This is a genomic window from Halomonas sp. AOP27-A1-41, assembly GCF_052378605.1.
Classification (GTDB): domain Bacteria; phylum Pseudomonadota; class Gammaproteobacteria; order Pseudomonadales; family Halomonadaceae; genus Vreelandella; species Vreelandella citrativorans.
Map to the genome: position 1 here is coordinate 401,204 of NZ_JBQSXT010000001.1, position 19,959 is coordinate 421,162.

Consider the following 19,959-nt stretch of genomic DNA (forward strand, 5'->3'; position numbering starts at 1 on the left):
ACATGCTTGATGATGCCCTAAAAAGCGATATTCAGGACGCTTATCGTCGCGTGGTGGAAAAGCTTGAGCTGACGCCACGCTACGGGCAGCGCCTGATGATTGCTGAGATTGCCCGCACGTTAGGGGACATCGAAAGCGATAGCGAAGGCAAGCGCACCAGCGACAGTCATGTCTGTGTGCTGGAGGCAGGCACCGGTACCGGCAAAACGCTGGCGTATCTGATCGCTGCATTACCTATTGCGAAAGCGCGTGGTAAGCGGCTGGTCATTTCGACCGCTACGGTTGCCTTGCAAGAGCAAGTGCTGAACCAAGACTTGCCCGCGCTTGCCAGCCATAGTGGCATTGCCTTTCGCTACGCGTTGGCGAAAGGTCGCGGCCGATATGTGTGTGTGGCCAAGCTGGACCAGGTAATGGAAGGCGCTGAGCCTAACCCGACGCTTTCGCTATTCGAGCAGTCGCTGCAAACTGAAAGCAGCGATTTTACCGTGCTTGCTACTGATATGACGGACGCCTATGGGCAGGGTAAGTGGGAGGGCGACCGCGATAACTGGCCCACCACCATTGATGATGCCCACTGGCGGCGGCTAACAGTAGACCACCGCCAATGCACCGGTAGGCGCTGTGGCCACTTTGGCGCCTGTGCTTTTTTTCGCTCGCGTCGTGATCTTGAAAATGCGGATGTTATCGTTGCCAACCATGACCTGGTGCTGGCGGATTTGGCGCTGGGAGGTGGGGCGATTTTGCCGGATCCTGCCGACTGCATTTTTGTCTTTGATGAAGGCCATCACCTGCCTGATAAGGCGCTTTCGCATTTCGCCCACCGGTTTGCCGTACACGGCTGTGTGCGTTGGTTAAACACGCTTAAAAGCAGTTTGACCGACCTGAATCAGGCGTTGGCGGTGCAGCCCACCATCGCGCGCTTACTGGCAAGCCTGCCCGAGGCCATCCATGGCCTGGAACCTGTACTAGGCGATGTGTTTAGCGTAGGGCACCAGCTGGCAGGGCGGCCCAATGGGCTGTCCGATGAAGAAAACACACTGCAATCGCGGTTTGAAAAAGGCCAGGTGCCTGATGCACTGCGTGAACAGGCGCAGCAACTGCTGGTGATGTTTGCCACGCTCTCACGCTGTCTGGAAAGCATCAGCGAGATTCTGCGTGAAAGCCTTGATCCTGATAAACAGACCGGGCTTGATCGCGAGCAAGCGGAAAGCTGGTTGCCACTGGTCGCTCTGCTGCATGGCCGCGCCCTGGAGGCCCACGCCTTATGGCAAGCGTTTAGTGAACAGGATGCTCCTAACGCGCCGCCAAGTGCCCGGTGGCTTACGCTAAGTCGGGTGGCGGGTGAGCCTGAGATTGAGTTTTCTGCAAGCCCTGTATCAGCGGCCCATACGCTTGCCAAGCATTTGTGGGGGCGCTGCCATGGTGCAGTGGTCACCTCGGCAACGCTGACTGCACTGGGTCGATTTGAACGCATTCAGGAGCGCGCCGGGTTGGCTAATCGGTACCGCTACCAGGCGTTGCCCAGCCCGTTTGATTATGCCAATGCGGTGCTGCGTGTGCCAAAGGAGGCGACGGACCCGGGTGATCGCGATGCACATGAAAATGCGATCGCTCAGTTTGTCACGCAATTGACCGATAAAGAGGCGGCCCTGGTGCTGTTTTCTTCTCGTGCGCAGCTTCGCGCGGTAGAGAAAAGTCTGCCAGCGGCCATCAGAGAGCGGGTGCTTGCCCAGGATGCGCTGCCCAAAAGAGAGTTAATTGAGCGGCACCGCGCGGCGGTCGACAAGGGCAAAGGCAGTATTATTTTTGGGCTAGCCAGTTTTGCTGAAGGGATTGATCTGCCTGGTGACTATTTGACCCACGTGGTGATCACGCGGCTGCCGTTTTCAGTGCCGGATGACCCCGTAGGGGCGACGCTTGCCGAATGGATCGAGAGCCAGGGCGGGAACTCGTTTATGCGTATTAGCGTGCCGGATGCCTCGATTAAACTGGTGCAGGCCTGTGGGCGGCTGATTCGTAAAGAGAGCGACCAAGGGGTCATTACGTTGTTGGACAAGCGTGTGATTACCCGGCGCTACGGTCAGGCGCTACTGGATGCTTTACCACCGTTCAGGCGCGAGATTCACCCATAAGCCACCTGTAATCATCTGCCCCCCCCCGCTATGGCATACGCCATAGCGGGGCATGTGCATGCAGTCAGGTTACTGCGCAATGCGCTTGGCAAGTGCCGGTGCCAGCTTATCGTTCATGCGGGTAAACGTTTCTACCGTCGTATCCCAGTCGATGCAGGCATCCGTAATGGAGACGCCGTACTGCAGTTGGCTTAGGTCCGCGGGGACTTTTTGATTGCCCCAGCCGATATTGGATTCCACCATCAGGCCGATGATAGAGGTGTTGCCTTCAAGGATTTGGTTGGTCACGTTCTCCAATACCAATGGCTGTAAAGCCGCGTCTTTATTAGAGTTGGCGTGAGAACAGTCGATCATGATATTGGCAGAAAGATTGGCTTTTTTAAGCTCTTTTTCAGCCAGCGTCACGCTAACACTGTCGTAATTGGGTTTGCCGTTACCGCCCCGTAGAACGACGTGGCCGTATGCGTTACCCCGGGTGCGAATAATGGCTACTTGACCGGCTGGGTTAATGCCCAGGAAATTATGCGGGCTCGCCACGGACTGCAGCGCATTGATAGCGACGTCCAGGCTGCCATCGGTTCCGTTCTTAAAACCGACCGGTGAGGAGAGGCCTGAGGCCATTTCGCGGTGGGTTTGTGACTCAGTGGTACGTGCACCAATCGCTGACCAACTGATACAGTCTTGCAGATATTGAGGCGAAATGGGGTCGAGTGCTTCGGTCGCCAGCGGCAAGCCAATGTCCGCCAGGTCGACCAGCAGCTTGCGCGCAATATGCAGGCCTTCATCAATCTCAAAGGAGTCGTTGAGGTGCGGGTCGTTGATAAGGCCTTTCCAGCCGACCGTTGTGCGAGGCTTTTCAAAATACACGCGCATCACGATATAAAGACTATCGTTGACCTGGTCGGCCAGTTTGCGCAAGCGGCGGGCGTAATCCAGCGCTGCGTCTACATCGTGGATAGAGCAGGGGCCGACGACAACTAACAGGCGTGGATCTTTACCATCCAGAATATTCTGAATGGTTTGACGCCCTTCAATGACCGTACGTTCAGCGGTATCGGTAAGAGGAACCGCCCGCTTGAGTGCGTCGGGCGTGGTGAGGACATCCTGAGCGAGGACGTTAAGGTTATGGACCTGTTGTTCTGACATCTAGCTACCTATGCGTGCGCAGTGAGCGAAAAATAACGCCTACTATGGCGTGTCAGGGTGGTAAAAATCAATTCTTGAGGAACTTGAAAGCGTTGGGCAGTGTCAGCTTCAAGATTTTGCAAGTAGTGTGTAAGCGCTTGATGCCTCGTACAGAACGCGTAACACTTAGCGTTATGAATCATAAACACAGCGGCATATTGGTCGCCGCTGTCATCATTGTCATTAATTAATGCCCAAGGGACGCTATGCTGCTTGCTGTGAAGGCCCGCTCAAATGGGGTGACAGAAATAGGGCTCGACGCATGTCGTACGAGCTGGAGGGGCGTGTGAATGGGCACTCGGGAAACGGATCAACAGCTTGTCGAACGTGCCCAAAAAGGTGATACGCGCGCGTTTGATCTGCTGGTAAAAAAATACCAGCATAAAATTATTGGTTTGATCGGTCGCTACGTACACGATCACTCTGAGGTCCAGGACGTGGCCCAGGAAGCGTTTATCAAAGCCTATCGAGCGCTCGGTAAGTTTCGTGCTGAAAGTGCTTTCTATACATGGATGTATCGCATTGCTATCAATACGGCTAAAAACCATCTGGTGTCTCGGGGCCGACGACCACCTGGTAGCGACCTGGACATCGTGGATGCAGAGCTTGTCGACCAGAGTGGCCGATTGGCGGATGCCGAGTCGCCAGAAGCCGCTATCGCACGTGACCAGCTTGAAGCCGCCGTTTTTGAGGCGATTGAAAAGTTGCCGGACGATCTACGTACGGCCATTACGCTGCGCGAACTGGATGGCCTTGCCTACGAAGATATTGCTCAGGTAATGCAGTGCCCAGTGGGGACTGTGCGTTCGCGGATTTTTCGCGCGCGTGAAGCGGTGGATGAACACATTCGACCGTTAGTGACGACTGCACGGAACAGTCGCGACGAATAGTGGTCGATAGAACTGAATAAACACAGTGCTGCTGGAAGTTGCAGGTAACGGTCAGGACACAGAAAATTACGTTTTTCCTTTTTTTGTGAACTGTCTGGCAGGCAAAGCGTCATACTCATCAGTTGCTTCCGTTGAACGGATGAGAACAAGCAGCCGTGACGCTTTAGAGCTACCATGTCGCATCAAGCGGCTGATGTACCAAAGAATGAGGCAGCATCATGCGAGGTGCGTTGCACTAAGCGAGTTGTTATCAGATCTTGGCCAGTGGAGTTGTTACAGCGGTCGCTGCTTATTTGCCGTGCTGCGGTAAGGCTTCATTTAACACAGTGTGAGGGTGTGAAGTATGAGTCAAAACACACGGGAATCGCTTTCAGCATTAATGGATAGCGAAAGTGATGAGCTGGAACTACGCCGAGTGTTGAAGGCACTGCCAAATGATGCTGATGCGGCAGATACGTGGCGACGTTACCACTTGGCTCGTAGCATGATGCAGCGTGAGCGGAGTGTTGATGTGAGCGCCGACCTTTCCGCCGGTATTATGGCGCGTTTACAGGATGAACCTGCTCCGATGATGGCTGACGCCCCAGCGTCAACCCCTGCTCGGTCAAGTAACATCTCTTTTGCTCGCGGCGCCGGTGTTGCAGCAGCGGTATCACTTATGGTGATTACTGGTGTTCAGTTCTTTGGTGCTGACGGTGAAAGTATTGAGCCAGGCAACACTATTGCGGCAACGTCCTCGACGGGCGGAGGTGCAGCGGATCAGGTTCAGCCTGTCAACCTTGCCGCCTCGCAGCCAGCGTCAATGACCTCTGCCAGTATGCCGATGTTTGAACCAACGCCTTTTCGGGTTAATGGTCAAGCGCAAAACGGGCTAATGAACGTAAGCGAAACGGGTTTCGCTTCAGCCGCCGTGGCTCAAAGTGCTCCCGCACAGCAAGGTACCACTATTGATGTTGATCAGATCAGGCTTCTGCAGTCGTATCTGGAGCAGCATTCTCAGGGTGCCGCTTATGGCAATGGCGAAAGCTGGATGCCATTGATGCGTTCTTCTGTCACTGAACCGCTAGGCCAACGCTAACCTGTTATGACAATGTTTCCGGAGTGAGGCACCTGAATACGCATTTTAAACACGTATTCGTAAGGTATAACTCGGGAAAATGCCTTGTTTTCGAGATAGGCATTTGAAAGATTGCAGGTAACAGCAGGCTAAGAGTGGCTACCGATAGACAAGGGAATAAACCCGCATGATGGTGACCTGGCGAAACAGGTGGATGGCTTCTGCTGCGTTATTGAGCATTAGCCTGTTGCCTTTACAGCTCTATGCACAAACTGATGAACGGGGCATGTGTGCGGATGTGCCCTCTGAAAATGCATCTGGCAATGTTCAGGTGTGGCTGGAAAGAAGTTTACAGGCGAGCCATTGTTATACGTTTCAAGCGCGGGCCGTGGCGATTAATGCCATTGATGTGCGCACGCTAGCGCTTTCTCATCGCATTCAGGATGGTGTTCGTCAGCAAGTTGTTCAGCAGCTTGATGGCCCTTCTGTAAGCGTCGAGCGTCGCTCCCGCGTAGGACAGCTGGCTTGGTCAGAAAAAAGCGAAAACGGTGCGTTCCCTTCTCTGGAAGGGTGGGTTGACCACGCTTCTCAGTTTTACGATATTTCGCTGGATGAAGACGTCCGAGTCGCTGGGCGCGAGGCGGCAACGCTTCGATTTGAGCCGCATGACCAGCAGCGTTATACCCATGAGTGGTGGTTGGATAATGCAACTGGCTTATTGTTAAAACACGTGCTAAGCGATTCAACGGGTCGTATTTTAGAAACCTTTCAAATAACACAATTAAATGAGCCCGAGCGTTATGCAGGTCAGGTTGTCATTGATGCGTTGCCCGTCAGCACAGAGCCCGCTTGGCAGCCTTCATGGCTGCCCGAAGGGTTTGTCGCTCAGCCGACATTCTCCCAGGATGACGAGGCGCATCAGCGTTTGTATAGCGACGGTTTGGCCACCATTAGCATTTTTGCCGAGCCTCAAGCGGGGCCGCAAGATTTGAATCGCGGCGTCCACCAAATTGGTGTTTCGTCGATAGCGGTTGACGAATATGCTGAAGGCGAGCAGTACTGGCAGCTCGTCGGTATTGGTGAAGTTCCCCCTTCAATGCTTCAGCGTATTGTTCAATCGGTTGAGTTTGACTAAATTTTCTTATTTACATTGTGCGCATGATCTACAGCTCAATCAGTCCAGCCAAGGTATTAATGCGTTGATGAAATCTGAAAGTGATGCCTTGCTGCGTGCCGGTCGCGTTGTTGGCTACACCCCGCGAGGGCTGTTAGTCGATGTGTCGGTTAAAGAGAGTTGCCAGCAGTGTGCCCAGGGCCGTGGATGTGGCATGGGCGTGTTGGCGCGTCAGCAGCATCAGCGTATTGAAGTCAAAACCCCTTATGCCCCCACTCAACTTTGCGAACACTACCCGCTTGGCACAAGCGTAACGCTTACTCTTGGCCGTTCCGATATTACCCTGTTAGCCTTGCTTGTCTATGCGCTGCCGTTATTGGTTGCGCTACTGTTATCAGGAGGGGTTGCAGCGTTAGGCGGGGCTGAGTGGTGGGCACCCGCCAGTTTTTTTATGACGTTGTTCATTGGGTGTGGGATTTTAAAAAAATTGCTTAGCGGGCGAACGGAACGCTTTCGCCCTCAATTGGTCAGTTAGGCGTCCTGCATCTCATGGTGAGTTGCACTTCCTTCGTTTGATGTCTGCTTTATTAGGAGCTCTTACATGAAGCGCTTGGTTCTTCCTTCCGCATTATGGCTATGCATGGCCACATTATTGATGATAGGCCAAAATGCCTATGCCTATAATTTACCCGATTTCACAGAGTTGGTTGAAGAGGCCGCGCCAGGCGTTGTCAATATTTCAACCAGCCGTACCGTGCAACGCAGTAGTGGCCCTTCAATGGGTGGGTTCGGTGGGCAAGAGATACCTGAGATTTTCCGGCATTTTTTCGGCGATAGTTTTCCAGCCCCGCCAGGTAGTGGCGGACAAGGGCGTGGTGAAGAGCGTCAGTCGCTGGGGTCTGGGTTCGTGATTAGCGATGATGGCTATATCATGACTAACGCCCACGTTGTCCAGGATGCTGACGAGATATTGGTGCGCTTGAATGACCATCGAGAGCTTTCCGCTGAGTTGGTTGGCAGCGATGCTCAGACCGACGTTGCACTTTTAAAAATTGATGCTTCTGAATTACCGGTCTTGAATCTTGGCAATTCTGACGATCTTAAAGTGGGTGAGTGGGTAGCCGCGATTGGCTCTCCGTTCGGGTTTGATCATTCCGTCACTGCAGGCATTATCAGCGCGATTAATCGCACATTGCCGCGTGATGCCTACGTTCCTTTTATTCAAACGGATGTGGCGATCAACCCAGGTAATTCCGGTGGGCCGCTGTTTAATCTTGACGGAGAAGTCGTCGGGATTAACTCGCAAATCTTTACCCGTAGCGGCGGCTTTATGGGGCTTTCATTTGCGATACCCATTAATGTCGCCATGGACGTTGCTGATCAACTGCGTGAAGAGGGGCGCGTTGATCGCGGTTGGCTAGGCGTCATGATTCAACCTGTATCTCAGGATTTGGCCGAATCCTTTGGTATGGAAAACGCAAGTGGGGCGCTCATTGCTGATCTTGACCCGGAAGGCCCTGCGGCGCAAGGCGGCTTGCGTGCTGGCGACGTGATTACTGGCGTCAATGGCGAAGAGGTTGATCGCTCAAGCACGCTGCCGCGCTTAATTGGCCGTGTTACGCCTGGAAGTGATGTGGAGCTTACCTTAATGCGCGATGGCGAAGAGGTAACGGAGACGGTAGCGCTGGGACATTGGCCCGATTCCGAAGCAGCCACACAGGGTGATGAAAGCAACAATCAGGTGCGTTTGGGCATTTCGGTTGCCGAGTTGGATGACGCGATGCGAGAGCGCCTAAATATTGAGGGGGGCGTTGCAGTGCGTCAGATTGAGCCTGGTAGCGTTGCCGCTCAAGCGGGCCTCCGTGTTGGCGATGTACTGGTAAGTGTTGATCACCGCAGCGTGTCTTCTCCGGATGAGTTGTTAGACATTGTCGAACAGCTACCCAGTGATCGGGCAATTCCAGTGCGTGTTTACCGTGAGGGGCGCTCACTGTTTTTAGCTTTACGCCTGGAATAAGACCTTCTCTGCCTACCCAGTCCGGCGGTTCTCGCCGGACTGCTGTTCCTATCCCGCACATATCGCTACAATAGCGCTTATCTTTTTAACGGAAATAGGCAAAGTGGCCAACATGCCAGCTGTTTTCGGGCTTTAAACTCTCGAGGCGGCTGGTAATAAAGCCGCTTACGTACCACTAAGGCAGACCACTCTCGATGTCCCACGACGTTTCTAGCAGTAATTTAAAGAATATAAGAAACTTCTCAATTATCGCTCATATCGATCACGGGAAATCAACGCTCTCTGATCGCTTGATCCAAACCTGCGGTGGATTGACCCAGCGTGAGCTTAAAGAGCAAGTGCTCGACTCCATGGACATTGAGCGCGAGCGTGGTATCACCATTAAAGCGCAATCGGTGACGCTCGATTACACTGCGGCCGATGGCGAGGTGTATCAGCTTAATTTCATCGATACGCCAGGCCACGTGGATTTCTCCTACGAAGTATCGCGCTCACTGTATGCCTGCGAAGGGGCGCTGCTGGTCGTAGATGCGGGCCAAGGAGTTGAGGCGCAGTCGGTAGCTAACTGCTATACCGCCATCGAGCAGGGCCTGGAAGTATTGCCGGTCCTCAATAAAATCGATTTACCCCAAGCCGACCCGGACAAGGTGGCGCAAGAGGTTGAGGAAATCATTGGTCTCGACGCCACAGACGCTTGCCAGGTGTCCGCCAAAAGCGGTATCGGCATTGAAGGACTGCTTGAACGTTTGGTGCGTGATATTCCGCCGCCTAAAGGTGATCGGAATGCCCCCCTGCAAGCATTGATCATTGACTCCTGGTTTGATAACTATCTGGGCGTAGTCTCGCTAGTGCGCTTGTTTGATGGCACGCTGCGCAAGGGCGACAAGATCCGTATCAAGTCAACGGGCCGCGACTGGAACGCCACTGAAGTGGGCATTTTTACTCCATTGCGCAAAGAGACCAATATCCTGCGCGCGGGTGAGGTGGGCTTTATTGTCGCAGGCATTAAAGAGATTCACGGTGCGCCGGTGGGTGACACTATCACGCATACCAAAACGCCCGACGTGCCGCGTCTGCCTGGTTTTCAGAAGGTGAAGCCTCAGGTGTATGCTGGGATGTTCCCCGTCAGTGCTGATGACTACGAAGACTTCCGGGATGCGCTTGAAAAGCTCGCGCTTAACGATGCCTCTTTAGAGTATGAACCGGAAAACTCGGATGCCCTGGGCTTTGGTTTTCGCGTCGGTTTCCTGGGCACGCTCCACATGGAGATTATCCAGGAGCGGCTTGAGCGCGAATACAATATTGACCTGATTACCACTGCACCGACCGTGGTATACGAGCTTGCGATGAAGAATGGTGATGTCACTTACATCTCCAACCCCTCCAAACTGCCGGATATGGCAGACGTGGATGAGATGCGTGAGCCCATCGTGAGGGCCAGTATTCTGGTGCCTCAGGAGTTTGTGGGTAACGTCATTACCGAGTGTGAGCAGCGCCGCGGTACCCAGAAAGACATGCAGTTCCTGGGTAACCAGATTCAGTTAGCCTATGAGTTGCCGATGTCGGAAGTGGTCATGGACTTCTTCGACCGTCTGAAATCCATCTCCCGCGGTTACGCGTCGCTTGAGTACAATTTCGAGCGTTTCGAAGCGGCCAAGCTGGTGCGCCTGGACGTGCTGATCAATAGCGAAAAGGTAGATGCCCTCGCGGTGATTATTCACCGTGATCATGCCCATAGCCGCGGCCGGCTGCTGGTCGAAAAAATGAAAGAGCTGATTCCGCGCCAGATGTTTGACGTGGCCATTCAGGCCGCTATCGGTGGTCAGGTAGTGGCGCGCTCTACCGTAAAAGCCCTGCGTAAAAACGTAACGGCAAAATGTTATGGCGGTGATGTAAGCCGTAAGAAAAAACTGCTGGAAAAACAGAAAGCCGGTAAAAAACGGATGAAGCAGGTGGGGCGCGTTGAAATTCCCCAGGATGCCTTCCTCGCTGTGCTCAAGGTTAACGACTAGGGAAGGTTTCCTTTATGGATTTTTCATTACTGCTGGTACTGGCCGTTGTAATTTCAGGGGTCGTTTATTTTATCGATATGATTTGGCTGCGGCCTAAGCGTCGTGAGCGGTTGGCGAAAGCAGAGGAAGCCGCTGCTGGGAACATCGACGCACCAACACAGGAAAAACTTTTAAAAGAGCCTTGGCCGGTCGATTATGCGCGCTCTTTTTTCCCGGTACTTCTGGTGGTATTGGTAGTACGCAGTTTTATTGTCGAACCGTTTCAAATTCCCTCGGGTTCAATGCGGCCTACGCTGGAAGTAGGCGATTTTATCCTGGTGAACAAGTTTGCCTACGGCTTGCGTTTGCCGGTGGTTCACAACCGTATTTTGGAGGTTGGTGAGCCTGAGCGTGGCGATGTGATGGTGTTTCGCTTCCCGGATGAGCCATCGGTTAACTTTATCAAACGGGTGGTAGGCCTTCCGGGCGACCGTATTCGCTACGAAGATAAACAGCTTTATGTGAACGGCGAACTGGTCACTAAAACGTTATTGGAAGAAGGCCCCGATGCCTCGCCACAAGAGCTATTATTAGAAGAGCAGTTGGGTAGCGTGCGCCATACTATCTACAACAACCCCCGCGACCCAGGACCGCAAATGCGCGAAGTTGAAGTGCCTGAAGGTCACTACTTCATGATGGGCGATAATCGCGATCACTCCAACGATAGCCGTTACTGGGGGGTTGTGCCGGAAGAGAATATCGTGGGTCGTGCATTTGCTGTTTGGATGCATTGGGACGGCGGGTTGCCCAGCTTTAATACGGTGCGACGCATTGAATGAATAAGTTTATGTCAGCCCTGGTTAGTCATGTCACTAATAGTTAACGTCAATGACGTAGGAGCCTTGTGAGTAATCCTTTAAACGCTTTTTGCCGACGAATCGGCCATACCTTTGGCGACGAAACGCTCTTGGAACTGGCCATGACGCACCGAAGCTACGGTGGTCGTAACAATGAGCGCCTGGAATTTCTGGGTGATTCAATTGTTAATTTCGTTATCGCAGAAGCCTTGTTTCAACGTTTCCCTCAAGCGCGGGAAGGGCAGTTATCGCGCCTTCGCGCGCGTTTGGTGAAAGGCCAAACGCTTGCTGAGCTCGCCCGTGAAATGACCTTTGGAGAATGCTTGCGCTTGGGGTCGGGGGAAATGAAAAGCGGAGGGCATCGCCGTGAGTCGATTCTCGCCGATGCGGTTGAAGCGATAATTGGTGCCATTTACCTGGACGCCGGCATGGATGTTGTCCGGGAACGCGTGCTTTCCTGGTACGCCGAGCGTCTAGAGAATATCTCGTTACAAGATACCCAGAAAGACCCTAAAACACGCTTACAAGAGTTTTTGCAGTCGCGTCAGTCAGCGCTGCCGCGCTATGAAGTGGTCTCTGTAAAGGGCGAGGCGCATGCCCAGACCTTTACCGTGGAGTGCTACATTGAGCTACTAAGCAAGCATACCACCGGTAAAGGCCCTAGTCGCCGCCATGCTGAACAGCAAGCGGCAGAAGAAGCGCTTTCGTACCTTGAGAAAAAACCAGGAGACAAATCATGAGCCAATCCTGCGGCTTTGTGGCCATTGTTGGACGGCCTAACGTAGGCAAATCAACCCTCATGAATCGTATTCTGGGGCAAAAAATCTCGATTACCTCTCGGCGTCCGCAAACCACGCGCCATCAGGTAATGGGTATTAAAACGGTTGAAGATACGCAGTTTATTTACGTGGATACACCGGGCATGCACATCATGTCCAAAGACCGTAATAAAGCCATCAACCGCTTTATGAACCAGGCGGCTACCCAAGCACTCCGTGATGTTGACTGTGTGGTCTTTATTATTGATCGTACCCGCTGGACTGACGAAGACCAGGCCGTGCTCAAGCGTCTTGAGCATGTTAAGGCACCGGTTATTCTGGCCGTCAATAAGGTGGATCGTCTACAGGATAAGGGCGACTTACTACCCTGGCTTGCTGAAGTGGGCGCGCGGCGTGAGTTTGCAGCCGTTGTGCCTATTTCAGCCAAGCACGGCACTCAGGTAGAAACGCTGGAAGAGGAAGTGGCTAAACATCTGCCAGAAAGCGTGCACTTCTTTCCGGAAGACCAGATTACCGACAAGAGCCTGCGCTTTATGGCCGCTGAGCTGGTGCGTGAAAAAGTCATGCGTCAGTTGGGTGACGAGTTGCCCTACCAGATGACCGTTGAAATTGAAGAGTTCCGTGAAGCCGGGCGCGTCACGCATATCAGCGCGCTGATTCTGGTGGAACGCCAAGGGCAGAAAGTCATCCTGATCGGCGAAAACGGTGACCGGATCAAGAGCATTGGCCGCGAGGCGCGCCTGGATATGGAGCGCGTGCTGGGTACCAAGGTCATGCTTAATATGTGGGTCAAGGTGAAGCGCGGTTGGTCCGATGACGAGCGTGCCCTGAAAAGCCTGGGTTACGACCTCGATTGAGTGTCGCAATGTCTGCGGAACCCGCTTTTTTACTGCATCGTAAACCCTATCGTGAAACCAGCGCGTTAGTTGATTTACTGACGCTTAATAATGGCCGTATCCGCGCCGTTGCCCACGGAGGGCAGCGGCCGGGGTCCAAGTCGCGTCAACGACTACAGCCGTTTACGCCGCTGTTTGTTAGCTGGCGCGGCGAACGCGATTTGAAACGCCTCACGTTGATGGAGTCGCGTGGACAAACGGCATTACTGGCAGGTGAGGGGCTCCTATGCGGTCTTTACGCGAATGAAATCGCCACCCGACTGCTGCCCCTGGAACTCGCTGCACCCGATGTTTTTGCCTTCTATACGGCGCTGCTTGAAGCGCTGCCAATGCCTTCCAGGCGCGCTCTTGCCTTGCGGCGGTATGAGTGGGCGTTGTTGGATGCGCTTGAAGCTACCCCGCGTTTTTGTACGCCAGATAATAATGTGCTGGACCCGCAAGCCCGCTATCGGTTTGATGCACAAAGCCGTGCTTTTCTTCCCGCAGAGCAGGGGCTTGAAGGGCGTGCATTGCGTTATATTGAGCAGGGTGACTGGCAACATGCGGGGCTAGCAAGCGTTCTTAAGTCAGTCATGCGGGCGGCACTAGCACCGCATTTGGGGTCTGCTGCACTGCGCTCTCGGGAGCTAATGATGGCACTGGCCCGCCGGCGTCAGCCATAGTTCATGCTTATGACTTTTTTGGAATGGAGATAGTTATGCATCCTCCGCGTATTCTACTGGGCGTTAATATCGACCATATCGCCACGCTGCGTCAGGCACGTGGTACCCGCTACCCGGACCCGGTACAGGCTGCTTTGTTGGCTGAAGAAGCGGGTGCAGATGGCATTACGGTGCATTTACGCGAAGACCGCCGCCATATACAGCTTCGCGATGTCAGACTGTTGGCGGACGTGTTGAATACCCGTATGAATTTAGAGATGGCAGTGACCGAAGAGATGCTCGCGTTGGCTGAAGAGGTGCGCCCAGCACACGTATGCCTGGTACCTGAAAAACGCGAAGAGCTTACCACAGAGGGCGGTCTGGATGTGGTCGGTAGTTTTGATGCGGTTGCCAAAGCGTGTGAGCGGCTGAAAAACGCAGGCTGCGACGTATCGCTGTTTATTGATCCTGATGAAGCGCAAATTGATGCGGCTCATCGCGCTGGTGCCCCAACGATTGAACTGCACACCGGTGCTTATGCAGAAGAGAAGCTGGGGAGTGACGCCGCAAATGCTGAGTATCAGCGTTTAACCGCAGCAGCGACTCAGGCCGTTTCCTTGGGGCTGGTGGTTAACGCTGGGCATGGGCTTCATTACCATAATGCAGAAGCGATAGCCGCACTGCCTGGGGTGAATGAGCTGAATATCGGACACGCCATTATTGCTCGCGCGCTGTTTGTTGGCCTCAAAGAGGCTGTTCAGGAAATGAAGCGGCTTATTATTGCAGGCCAGGAAGCGGGGTTGATGGCGGCTTTAGATGCTCACGATCATGAACATAGCCATGAGCATGCAGATGAGCATACGCATGGTCATCATGACTGCTGTGGTCACTAACAGATGATTGTGGGGATTGGTTCCGATATTGCCCGGGTAGCGCGTTTTACCCGGGCAGTTGAGCGTCATGGGCCACGTTTTGCCCAGCGTATTTTGGGAACTGACGAATACGCGATATGGCAGCAAAAAGGCGAACCGGTGGCTTACTTGGCGAAAAGATTTGCCGCTAAAGAAGCGTTTGTAAAAGCACTAGGGCTTGGCCTGCGAGGCGGCATGCAGTGGGGGGACATCCAAGTGGTTAATGACCCCTTGGGGAAGCCCTTTTTGCAGTTGAGCCATGAGGCCAAGCGGCTAATGCAGGCATCCGGCGCGACGACCAGCCATATCACGCTAAGTGATGAAGCGGAGTACGCGGTTGCCTTTGTCATTCTGGAGCGTTAGACCCATCGGCCAGCCTGCTTCGATGAGTACGCAAGCGTGCCATTGCGGTGTACAACGCTTCCAGAAGGCTCTCCACATGACTGAGCCCGCTGGTGCGTAACCGCGTCTCAAGGGTTTCTACCAATAGGGCTAGCTCAGGTGCGCCGCAGTAACGGCTTGCTCCATTGAGCCCATGCACCCAGTCAAGTAGCATCGCCAGGTTTTTCTGGGCATAGGCGGCACGCATTTGCGTTTCTGTTTCATCCAGGCTGTCAATCAGGCGTATAAGCTGTGCATAGGCAACGCTCTCTTTGCCGCCCGCAAGCTGTGTGCCCATGGTTAAATCGACGGCCGCGAGTGCTTCACTGGCAAATTCAGTAGTGCCTTTTCGTTGCAAGGCTGCCGTTGATGTCACGGTAGGCAGAGAAGGGGGGACGGCCAAAAAACGCAGCAACAGCTGTTGTAGCTGCGCCTCATCAACAGGTTTTATCAGTACATCATCCAGCCCAGCCGCCAGCCACTGCTGACGTTCACTGCTTAAAGCATGAGCGGTTACCGCAATAATAGGGCAGCGTGACCAGTGATTATTGATACGGCGCAGTGCCTGACTGGTTTCAACACCGTCCATACCCGGCATACGAATATCCATTAGCACCATGTCAGCCGTGTAATTAACTGCCAAGGCAAGCGCTTCATGCCCGCTATCGGCAAGCGTAATACGCAGTTGATCTGTTTCAAGCAGCGCCTTAAGCAGCTCACGGTTGGAGGCATTGTCGTCAACAATCAAAATATCAATGACGGAAGGGTCCGTAGGCGGAGGCGCTTTTGATTGAGCGGACGCTATTTCTTTATCTGCAGGCTGCAGTAAATGGCGCAATGTCGTGACCAGCTGAGCGCGAGTGAAAGGTTTGCAGAGCATTTCCCCGCCATGAGGAAGCTCCCAAGGCGGTAAGTCATAGCTGGTGGTGTTTGCCAGAATCAATACGGGGCAGGCGGCTTGCTCAATCAAATCTCGCCAGTAGTCTCTCCTCTCTATTTCGAACTCATCTTGATCCAGGCATAACATCAGTAGGTCTTCGGGCTCATTAGCGGTAAAGGCGACGGGAATAGCCCCCCAGCGCTCTAGCAAGTACTCAAGCGTATTGCGAGTAGGCGTATGGGTTTCATAAAGACGTACGACTGGGCTTTTCAGAGTAAGCTCTGCGGGGCGTTCGCCGCTTTGGTTAGCCAAGAGTGGAAGGGTAAAGGAGAACGTTGAGCCGTGGCCTACCTCGCTTTCCACGCTGATAGTGCCGCCCATTCGCTCAATCAACTGGCGGCAAATCGATAAGCCCAGCCCGCTACCGCCAAATTGGCGTGAATGGCTGGGTTTTGCCTGGGAAAAAGCGCTAAAAAGCTGTTTTTGATGCTCTTCGCTCAAACCAATGCCGGTATCACTAACACTGATACGCAGTACCACGTGCTGGCCTTCTTGGGTGTCGAGCATCACACGAACAATAACGTCGCCTTCGTGGGTAAACTTGAGGGCATTGCCGACCAGATTACTAAGCACCTGATGAATACGCAGCGGGTCGCCGCTAAGCGGCGTAGGCACATCATCGTAAATCATTGCCACCAGGTGCAGATGTTTACGTTGCGCCTCAGGCGCATGCAGGCCAATTACTTCATCCAAAAGCGATACAATATCAATGTCGACTTCTTCAAGAGTGAGGCGATTTGCTTCAAGCTTGGAAAAATCGAGCACGTCATTGACGAGCATTAGCAGGTTGTCGCAGGCGCGGTGAACGTGCTCTAACCACCCCTGTTGGCGGTTATCCAACCTGGAGCGGCTCAGTAACCGGCAAAAACCGATAATGCCATTGAGTGGCGTGCGTATCTCATGGCTCATATTGGCTAAAAATTCGGATTTAACGGCATTGGCACGGAGCGCGCTGCGGTGGGCCAGGTCGAGCTTGATATTTTGCTCTTCAATGGTTTCCATTGATTCCTGCAATTCGCTGGTCGCCTGCTCAATCTGGGTCTGCATATCGCGCTGCGACTGCTGAAAGTGCTCAGCCAGGCTGTTCACATGAACGGCTAGTTGGCGAAGTTCGCTTGGCCGTGCAGGCGTTAATTGCAGCCGATAGTCGCCACGAGATAAGCGATATAAGGCCTGGTTAGCTTCCTCAATAGGCCGGGAAATATACCGACTGACAGCAAAGGCACCCAGAAACAGCAGTAGCCCTAATAGCATGCCGCCCAGGCTTAAACTGGCCAACAGTTTGTAGCGTTCCAGTGTCAAAGGGCGGGCGTTTGCCTCGGCTTCAAGCCAGCCCACCCCGGTCGGGTTTATGTTGGGGAGCACGCTATCAAGAGGGACTAGAAGTCGCCAAATATGCTCTTCTTCTTCTATCAGGGGAGCGCTGGGCGCTGTTAAGCGTAGCTGAGGCGGGGTGGAGCGGCCTAGCACGAACAAACGGTTACCTTGCTCATCGAAGAGGCTGACAGAACTAAGCCCATAGCGGTCCAGCAGCCGTCGAGAAAGCCTCTCCATACGCTGGAAGTCTGCGTCTGCCATGGCAAGCTGGAAACTTGGGGTTAATAGTTCACCGGCATCTTTAAGTCGCTCGTGAAGCGCCGCGCGTTCAGCCGTATCACTTTGCACCATGAGCAAAATAGCCATCATGGCGTACACCAGAAGCGGAAAGCCAAGTAGCGCGAACAGCAAACGCGTGTTTAAAGACATGGAAGAAACTCGTTGATTCAATGTGGTTGCCTGTCCAGCGTACGACAGCACCGATATAATGCAGCATAACGGTAATGATAAGGAACGTGTGATGAATTATCCCATGCTAGAGGATGTGGTTGGCAACACTCCCTTGGTGCGTTTGAAGCGGATCACTGCCGGGCGCAACAATACGCTGTTGGCGAAGCTTGAAGGCAACAATCCCGCTGGTTCGGTAAAGGATCGTCCCGCGCTTTCGATGTTGAATGAAGCGGAAGCGCGTGGAGAAATAAAGCCAGGCGATACCCTGATCGAGGCAACCTCGGGAAATACCGGTATTGCGCTCGCCATGGCGGCGGCTATCAAAGGCTACACCATGGTCCTGGTGATGCCTGAAAATGCCTCCGAGGAGCGTAAGCAGGCCATGGTGGCTTACGGCGCCACGCTGATTTCTGCCAGTAAGGCCGGTGGTATGGAAGAGGCCCGGGATATTGCCGATGCCATGATTGAACGGGGCGAAGGCAAGCCGCTGAACCAGTTTTCCAATCCAGACAACCCCTTGGCGCACTATCGTACAACGGGGCCTGAAATATGGCAGCAAACCCAGGGGGAGGTTACCCATTTTGTAAGCTCCATGGGCACCACCGGCACTATCATGGGCGTATCTCGCTACCTTAAAGAGCAGAACGACGCTATTCAGATTGTCGGCTTGCAGCCCTCCGATGGCGCCAGCATTCCCGGTATTCGCCGTTGGCCGCAGGCGTATCTGCCCGAGATTTTTGAAGCTCCGCGAGTAGATATTACGCTGGATATTAGCCAGCAAGAGGCTGAAAGCAACATGCGCCGTTTGGCCCGTGAAGAGGGCATTCTGGCGGGTGTTTCATCGGGCGGCAGCCTGGCGGGTGCGTTGCGTATTGCGGAACAGGTCGAAAACGCGGTCATCGTGTTTGTTGTGTGTGATCGGGGGGATCGTTACCTCTCAATGGGCCTATTCGGCCCGGAGCTATAAATGGCCATGCTGGGTAAGCGGCGCCCATCGCGCGCTGCATCAGGCAAGTCAGGGCTGGTACGCAAGCCCGCTGCTAAGTCAACAAGCGCTTCTGACACTAGTGATGCGCTGGTGGTTGAGCGATTGGCGCATGATGGCCGGGGAGTTGCGCATGACGCCACAGGTAAAACCGTGTTTATTGACCGGGCGCTTCCCGGCGAGCGTGTTGACGCTGCCGTGCATGTCAACCGCAAACGCTTTGATGAAGCGCATGTAAAAGCGCTGCTGCACCGTTCGCAACAGCGCGTTGAGCCCCCCTGCGTTTATTTTGGCCAGTGCGGTGGTTGCCAATTGCAACATATGGCGATTGAGGCGCAGCGCACGCATAAACAAGACGTACTGTGCGAGCTGTTTGCTCGTCAGGGTATTGAACTTGGCACCCCCCATCTGCTTCATGGCAGTACGGAGCACTATCGCTGCCGGGCGCGACTCGGCGTCAAAATAGATGGGCAGGGTAACGTGTTGCTGGGCTTTCGCGCAGCCCATAGTCATCGGTTAGTCGATATTCATCAGTGCCACGTATTGGTGGAGCCCTTACAAGCGCTTTTGCCTCCCTTGAGGGCCTTGTTAGCAACGCTTGAGGCGCCGCGTCTGGTGGGCCACATCGAGCTATTGGCGACCACGTCGGAATGCGTGCTGTTGGTTCGCCAGTTGAAAGCACATGCGCTGGATGCCGAGCGCTGGCAGGCGTTTGCCAAGCAGCAAGGAGTTGCGCTTGGCGCGTGGCTGGGCCGCGAGTCTGCCAGTCTACACTGGTACAGCGCTGAACCGGTGCTGGAAGAGACCCTGCAGATAGAAGGCCAACCACCGCTCACGCTCACCTTTGCTCCCGGTGATTTTTTACAGGTCAATGCTGACGTCAATCAACTAATGGTGGCGCACGTGGTGAAATGGCTGGCTCCTGCGCCTGGCCAGCATGTTATGGACCTGTTTGCCGGAATGGGCAACTTTAGCCTGCCCATCGCCTCGAGCGGTGCTAGGGTACATGCCGTTGAAGGCAGCGCTTCAATGGTGGCGCGCATCAGCAGCAACGCAGCGCGTAACCGGCTAGAGGTAAGTGCTCAACAGGCTGATTTAAGCGATAGCGCAGCGGTTGAAGCCTTGTTGAAAACTCAGCAGCACTTGGACGCACTGGTGCTGGACCCACCGCGTAACGGTGCAGAAACAGTGTGCAAGGCACTGGGCCGTTACCCCGTGCCCAGGCTTGCGTATGTGTCGTGTGACCCGGCAACGCTTGCCCGTGATGCGGCGCATCTGGTTCGTGCAGGCTATCGTATTAAGCAAGTAGCAGTGGCGGATATGTTCCTGCACACTGCACATATGGAATCGCTTATGCTTTTCGAGTACGAAGGCTAGTCCGCCTATCGCATCAAGCCACGGTATTCGCCGTCAAGA

The 19,959-nt window shown here is 54.0% G+C and carries 17 protein-coding genes; 15 read left to right on the plus strand and 2 right to left on the minus strand.

Annotated elements, in window-relative coordinates; translation table 11 throughout:
- Positions 1–2: 2 nt before the first annotated feature.
- The gene (gene dinG, locus ACT3TC_RS01795; protein WP_444638905.1) at positions 3–2,132 is read left to right on the plus strand and encodes an ATP-dependent DNA helicase DinG; all 2,130 of its coding nucleotides are present in this window, start codon (positions 3–5) and stop codon (positions 2,130–2,132) included.
- Positions 2,133–2,201: 69 nt separating this feature from the next.
- Here dinG and ACT3TC_RS01800 read toward each other — a convergent pair whose 3' ends face one another.
- Entirely contained in the window at positions 2,202–3,278 is a 1,077-nt protein-coding gene (locus tag ACT3TC_RS01800; protein ID WP_444630128.1) for a 3-deoxy-7-phosphoheptulonate synthase, read from the minus strand.
- Between the two features lie 329 nt (positions 3,279–3,607).
- On the opposite strand from ACT3TC_RS01800, the gene rpoE reads away from it, so the two are divergent.
- From rpoE to acpS, 12 genes are all read left to right on the plus strand, one after another.
- Positions 3,608–4,207 carry an RNA polymerase sigma factor RpoE gene (gene rpoE / locus ACT3TC_RS01805; protein ID WP_172116400.1) on the plus strand — a complete coding sequence of 200 codons (600 nt, stop codon included), beginning with the start codon at positions 3,608–3,610 and terminating at the stop codon, positions 4,205–4,207.
- A gap of 343 nt (positions 4,208–4,550) precedes the next feature.
- The gene (locus tag ACT3TC_RS01810; protein ID WP_444638906.1) at positions 4,551–5,285 is read left to right on the plus strand and encodes a sigma-E factor negative regulatory protein; all 735 of its coding nucleotides are present in this window, start codon (positions 4,551–4,553) and stop codon (positions 5,283–5,285) included.
- Between the two features lie 166 nt (positions 5,286–5,451).
- The gene (locus ACT3TC_RS01815; RefSeq protein ID WP_444638908.1) at positions 5,452–6,399 is read left to right on the plus strand and encodes a MucB/RseB C-terminal domain-containing protein; all 948 of its coding nucleotides are present in this window, start codon (positions 5,452–5,454) and stop codon (positions 6,397–6,399) included.
- Positions 6,400–6,466: 67 nt separating this feature from the next.
- Complete coding sequence (locus ACT3TC_RS01820; RefSeq protein ID WP_444621432.1) at positions 6,467–6,913, plus strand: SoxR reducing system RseC family protein; 447 nt, start codon at positions 6,467–6,469, stop codon at positions 6,911–6,913.
- Positions 6,914–6,979: 66 nt separating this feature from the next.
- Positions 6,980–8,395, plus strand: coding sequence for a DegQ family serine endoprotease (locus ACT3TC_RS01825; protein ID WP_444638909.1), 1,416 nt, complete (start codon positions 6,980–6,982; stop codon positions 8,393–8,395).
- A 194-nt stretch (positions 8,396–8,589) separates the two neighbouring features.
- Positions 8,590–10,407 carry a translation elongation factor 4 gene (lepA, locus tag ACT3TC_RS01830; RefSeq protein WP_172116405.1) on the plus strand — a complete coding sequence of 606 codons (1,818 nt, stop codon included), beginning with the start codon at positions 8,590–8,592 and terminating at the stop codon, positions 10,405–10,407.
- Positions 10,408–10,421: 14 nt separating this feature from the next.
- On the plus strand, positions 10,422–11,225 hold the full coding sequence (gene lepB / locus ACT3TC_RS01835; protein ID WP_444638910.1) for a signal peptidase I: 804 nt from the start codon (positions 10,422–10,424) through the stop codon (positions 11,223–11,225).
- A 65-nt stretch (positions 11,226–11,290) separates the two neighbouring features.
- Positions 11,291–11,983, plus strand: coding sequence for a ribonuclease III (gene rnc, locus ACT3TC_RS01840; RefSeq protein ID WP_087109215.1), 693 nt, complete (start codon positions 11,291–11,293; stop codon positions 11,981–11,983).
- On the plus strand, positions 11,980–12,879 hold the full coding sequence (gene era / locus ACT3TC_RS01845; RefSeq protein ID WP_172116407.1) for a GTPase Era: 900 nt from the start codon (positions 11,980–11,982) through the stop codon (positions 12,877–12,879). Before rnc ends, era begins: the two co-directional genes overlap by 4 nt.
- A gap of 8 nt (positions 12,880–12,887) precedes the next feature.
- The gene (gene recO / locus ACT3TC_RS01850) at positions 12,888–13,580 is read left to right on the plus strand and encodes a DNA repair protein RecO (protein ID WP_444627300.1); all 693 of its coding nucleotides are present in this window, start codon (positions 12,888–12,890) and stop codon (positions 13,578–13,580) included.
- 35 nt (positions 13,581–13,615) lie between these two features.
- Entirely contained in the window at positions 13,616–14,452 is an 837-nt protein-coding gene (pdxJ, locus tag ACT3TC_RS01855; protein WP_172116409.1) for a pyridoxine 5'-phosphate synthase, read from the plus strand.
- A gap of 3 nt (positions 14,453–14,455) precedes the next feature.
- Positions 14,456–14,833, plus strand: a complete 378-nt coding sequence (gene acpS, locus ACT3TC_RS01860; protein ID WP_193053713.1) for a holo-ACP synthase — start codon at positions 14,456–14,458, stop codon at positions 14,831–14,833.
- Here the strand turns inward: acpS and ACT3TC_RS01865 are convergent.
- Positions 14,817–17,537 (minus strand): ATP-binding protein, encoded by a 2,721-nt coding sequence (locus ACT3TC_RS01865; RefSeq protein ID WP_444630133.1) that lies wholly within the window; start codon positions 17,535–17,537, stop codon positions 14,817–14,819. The genes acpS and ACT3TC_RS01865 overlap by 17 nt on opposite strands.
- Positions 17,538–17,628: 91 nt before the next feature.
- Here ACT3TC_RS01865 and cysM point away from each other — a divergent pair, with 91 nt between their 5' ends.
- Both cysM and rlmD read left to right on the plus strand, forming a co-directional pair.
- The gene (cysM, locus tag ACT3TC_RS01870; RefSeq protein ID WP_172116412.1) at positions 17,629–18,525 is read left to right on the plus strand and encodes a cysteine synthase CysM; all 897 of its coding nucleotides are present in this window, start codon (positions 17,629–17,631) and stop codon (positions 18,523–18,525) included.
- Positions 18,526–19,920, plus strand: a complete 1,395-nt coding sequence (gene rlmD / locus ACT3TC_RS01875) for a 23S rRNA (uracil(1939)-C(5))-methyltransferase RlmD (protein WP_444621440.1) — start codon at positions 18,526–18,528, stop codon at positions 19,918–19,920.
- Positions 19,921–19,959: the final 39 nt, after the last annotated feature.